The following is a 4,234-nucleotide window of genomic DNA, read 5'->3' as shown; positions in this document are numbered from 1 at the left end:
CTTTTTCCTTCTCGCTCATTGTCCTATTATTGTGTTTGATATTAGTTTTATTAGTTGCCTTTTTGAGAGAAACTGACATGCTCATGACGAATCAACTCCTTGCTACCACTATACCAAAAGCTTTGTTACTTTGGCAAAGTAACCTTTTCTGTATTGTGACATTCCGCTACGCTCCATGTACACAATGAAAAGGCTCTGCGAGACTTATTGGCTCCGCCAAGCCATGCCCTGCATGGCAAAAAAAGACCTCGGACTTTGTCCGAACCTACAAGGGGAACTTTCCCCCTTGACCCCTTTATAAAACACCCCCACCCCCCTCAATTTTGAGGGGGCTCCCTCGCCGGTTGGCAGGGGCAAAAGGGTACCTTTTGACAACCACAAGAGGGTACCATAGTGAGTCTATCAACTCCTTAATGCTCCTTCATTTCGCTTTGGCTTCATTCTGTCCGCTTACCGTTGACAGACACGATGCAACTACCTCTTATCTATGAGTTATCGCTCCAACATTTTGATAAAAACACGCAAAGCAAAAAAATAAAATAAGCTATCCAAATGGACAGCTCCTTTACATAATTGTCGTTATAAGTAGTAAATTTAGATAGCAAAATGTCGATGGCTTTGTTATTTTATGGATATCAATTCTTAGGAGTGATAGCAATGGATGAAATTGAATTAATTTTACCTAGTTTAGAATTTGAACAAGAAATTATGAATTACAAGAACGAGTACCCATATAATTCAAATGGAATTGAAGGAACTTCTACATTAGCTTTTAAAAACAGCGTAACAGACTGGTTAGATCATTTAAAAATAAACGAAAATCGAAAAACTGTTCCTGACAATCGAGTACCAGCAATTCAGTATATTGCTGTTAAAAAGAGCGATAGTTCAATTGTTGGTATGTTGAATTTAAGATTAGAATTAAATGACTATTTATTGAACTATGCAGGGCATATTGGATATTCTGTAAAACCAAGTGAAAGAAAAAAAGGATATGGTTCAAAAATGCTAGGATTAGCCTTATCAAAATCAAAAATATTAGGGCTTAATAAAATCCTTGTAACGTGTGCTGATGATAATTTGGGTTCAATAGGGATAATAGAAAATAATAACGGTGTATTAGAAGATAAGAGATTAGATCCTAATGATGGGAAATTGACTAGAAGGTACTGGATATCATTATAATTATGATTTTTATCTATTAACTTTTATAAAGTAATGAATACTATATACATATAAAGTTAACATAACGCCACATTATCGGTAGCAAGAAAAAAGCGGATTCCTACTCTCATAAGGGATTCGCCTTTTTCTCTTTCTATGAGGCTATGCATCTTTTTATACATTCCTATTCTGGCGCGCCTTTTGGCCTCCCCATAGTTCCCGATGTCTTCCTATTTTTTGCATAAAATCTTGCATACTTTTAGTGTTGTTTTTTTCTGAAATGCTGGCGGTACCCCTTAATGAAAAATAAAATTGTATATAATAAATCCTAAAATTAACATTAAAATTAATAAACCTATACTTTTCCAACCCATACCACCAGATAAATCTGCTAAATTACCATTTTCCGCTCTTTTTAATCCCTCGTTCAGAGAACCTGTAGGATTATTTTTTAATTCATTTTGTCTTAAGCGTTCTCTTTTTTCTTTTGGTGTTTCTTTTGAATCCATATATAATCACCTCCAAAATTAATTCATATTTTGCTTATTTAATAATTGCTGTGTAATGTTTTTCTTTTAATTTTAAGCTACTCCTTGTTTTTGGGTGTGAGTGCTGGCTGGGGGGTTGGGGGCTAGCCCCCAGGAACTTAACGTAACTAAATATGGAGTAAGTTTGTTGCTTAGAACGATAGAACTAGGTGTTTCGGCTGGTACAATTGCCAGTCCAAGTCGAGCAACTTAACCTCGTTTTTGGTCTGTTCGGCTTGGCGAAAGCTAAAAACCAGCCGAATTTCTCCATGCAATGGAGGAAAGGTGGAGATTTTTGAGCGTTCTTTGCTCAAAAATACTACCTGACCATTGCATGGAGAAAAACCTTACTAAGAGATATAGAAAGGGACAGGCTAAAAAATGTTGATAAATAAGGTTTTTTGAAGAAAGTATGTGTCATAGCTTGTGACACATTAATGTGTCATAGCTTGTGACACATACTTGACGCACCTTGTGTCAATAATTACTTGACTATATTCATACAATGACCTACAATGTGTCATAATTGATACATTAATGTATCATAGCTTGTGACACATTAAAAATGGGGGTATTAACTATGAGTGGTGAAACTAACGAAGATATCAACATTAACAAAGAACAACTTTTTGACATCTTAGAACTAGCAGGAATATCAAAAAACGATATAGTAAGATTTGCAGACTTAAAAAAAACAGAAGAACAAAATCGACAAGAACAAGAGGAAAGAGAAAAGAATTTTAATTTTATTCAATTGTATCGTGAAAATATGCCTGAATTAAGATGGCTTATGACTAATCAACCATTCGCAAGTAGTTTGTTATTTTTTATACTAGAACATATGGACAATCGTAATGCTTTAGCTTGCTCATATGCAGTCTTTGAAGATTATTTTAAAAAATCACGTTCAACTGTTTATCGAGCAATTAAATTACTCGAAGAAAATGGTTTTTTAGATGTTTTAAAAATGGGGAATTCTAATGTTTACATAGTTAACGAAAACCTTGCTTGGACAGATAAAAACACAAGTAAAAAATTTGCAAAATATGATGGGAAAATCCTTGTTAGCAAAAAGGAAAATAAAGATTATCAATATCGAAACCAATTTGATAGATTCAAAGCCTTACGCGAAAGAGAAGGGATAAAATAGAGCAAAAAAGCGATACCCCTTACAATAGGTATCGCTTTTTTATCGCCCCATGTCCATGTCATGTCCTTTCTGTTTGCTTTTCACTTCTCTCTTATGCTCACGTTCAAACTGATTGTCTATACCTTTCATATCCAATTCATTTTTGATAAGCCCTCTAAACGCTTCAAATTGCTCTTTAAAGATTTTTTTCGTTTGTTGGTATAAAACCTTTATGTTTGCTTTCAAATCGTATATATGAGCCTTCAAATAGTTTATATCGCCCTTTAATGAACCGATTTCAAGCGTAGCTGACACCAATTCCTTTTTTAACTGTTCATTTTCTTTCGTTTTTTGATAGACTTCCTCACGAAGATTTTTATTCTCCTGAACTAGATCCGTTGTCTGCAAACGCTCATAATCATTTTTCACGAGATATGCGTCATTCATGATTTTTTTAATCCTCTTAAGTTCACTCGTTGAAACAATCCAATTACCAGTTTCTTTGGTTACCGTTTCTGATTTAAAAAACCCTGACTTTACAACCTCTGTTTTTTTCTCTTTTCCTTTGGTCTTGATATTAATATCTAATGGCAATTGCTCGCTCATTTCTCGCAATTCATTTTTTCTTTCAGAAATCTTTTGATTTAGAAATTGAAGTTCCTTTTCTAAATCCTTTTTTTCTTTGTAATCATTCACGTCTTTGTAATTGTTTGAGCCAACTAATTTTCGTTCAATACTACGTTCTTTTAACATTTCTCCTAACAAATTCACTTCTTTTTCTCGCCAATCATCAAAAGGACGAGTTTTATCTAACATTGGATCTTGTTGCGTAATCGCTCGGTCAAATGATACTTGCTTTTCAAGTCCTCGCTTATATCCACTTGCCACAGGTACAAAATTCAAATGCATATGAGGACTAGCCTCGTCATTATGAATAACCGCATTATAAACTTTCAAATTAGGATTTCGTTCTTCAAAACCCTTGAACCATTCTAATAAAATCTCATTCGCATTTTCATAATCAGCACGACAATTAAAATCGTTCATGTCACCAACTTGAATTATCATTTCTTGCTGCAGTGAAGTTTTTTTACTAGATTGAATGTGTTTGTAATAGTCATCAATTTTTCTATCGTTTCGTTTTTGTTTGGCGTTATATTTCTCCAACACTTCTCCAAATTCTTCTCGATACAATTCCTTTAAATTTTTTTGAATAAGATATTTATTTTCGTCAGACTTTGAATAATCTATGTGCGAATTTCGCTCTTTTTCCTTCTCGCTCATTGTCCTATTATTGTGTTTGATATTAGTTTTATTAGTTGCCTTTTTGAGAGAAACTGACATGCTCATGACGAATCAACTCCTTGCTACCACTATACCAAAAGCTTTGTTACTTTGGCAAAGTAACCTTTTC

The 4,234-nt window shown here is 34.0% G+C and carries 5 protein-coding genes; 3 read left to right on the top strand and 2 right to left on the bottom strand.

What is annotated here, in order from left to right; all coding sequences use genetic code 11:
• Together AC1DIT_RS27340 and AC1DIT_RS27335 are read left to right on the top strand one after the other, a co-directional pair.
• Positions 1-188 (top strand): hypothetical protein (locus tag AC1DIT_RS27340; RefSeq protein ID WP_476998559.1); only part of this gene is annotated, 188 nt, incomplete at its 5' end.
• A 469-nt stretch (positions 189-657) separates the two neighbouring features.
• A complete protein-coding gene (locus tag AC1DIT_RS27335; RefSeq protein ID WP_016132192.1) occupies positions 658-1,185 on the top strand; it encodes a GNAT family N-acetyltransferase in 528 nt (175 codons plus the stop codon).
• A gap of 275 nt (positions 1,186-1,460) precedes the next feature.
• On the opposite strand, the gene AC1DIT_RS27330 is transcribed toward AC1DIT_RS27335, so the two are convergent.
• Complete coding sequence (locus AC1DIT_RS27330) at positions 1,461-1,673, bottom strand: DUF6366 family protein (protein ID WP_476998558.1); 213 nt, start codon at positions 1,671-1,673, stop codon at positions 1,461-1,463.
• A gap of 598 nt (positions 1,674-2,271) precedes the next feature.
• Between AC1DIT_RS27330 and AC1DIT_RS27325 the strand changes: the two genes are divergently transcribed.
• The gene (locus AC1DIT_RS27325) at positions 2,272-2,841 is read left to right on the top strand and encodes a replication/maintenance protein RepL (protein ID WP_016132190.1); all 570 of its coding nucleotides are present in this window, start codon (positions 2,272-2,274) and stop codon (positions 2,839-2,841) included.
• A 39-nt stretch (positions 2,842-2,880) separates the two neighbouring features.
• On the opposite strand, the gene AC1DIT_RS27320 is transcribed toward AC1DIT_RS27325, so the two are convergent.
• Positions 2,881-4,170, bottom strand: coding sequence for a plasmid recombination protein (locus AC1DIT_RS27320; RefSeq protein ID WP_476998557.1), 1,290 nt, complete (start codon positions 4,168-4,170; stop codon positions 2,881-2,883).
• Positions 4,171-4,234 lie beyond the last annotated feature (64 nt).

The organism is Bacillus sp. 05T22, assembly GCF_056396765.1.
The sequence above is the reverse complement of the archived record's forward strand: the minus strand, read 5'-3'. Positions and strand labels throughout refer to the sequence as shown.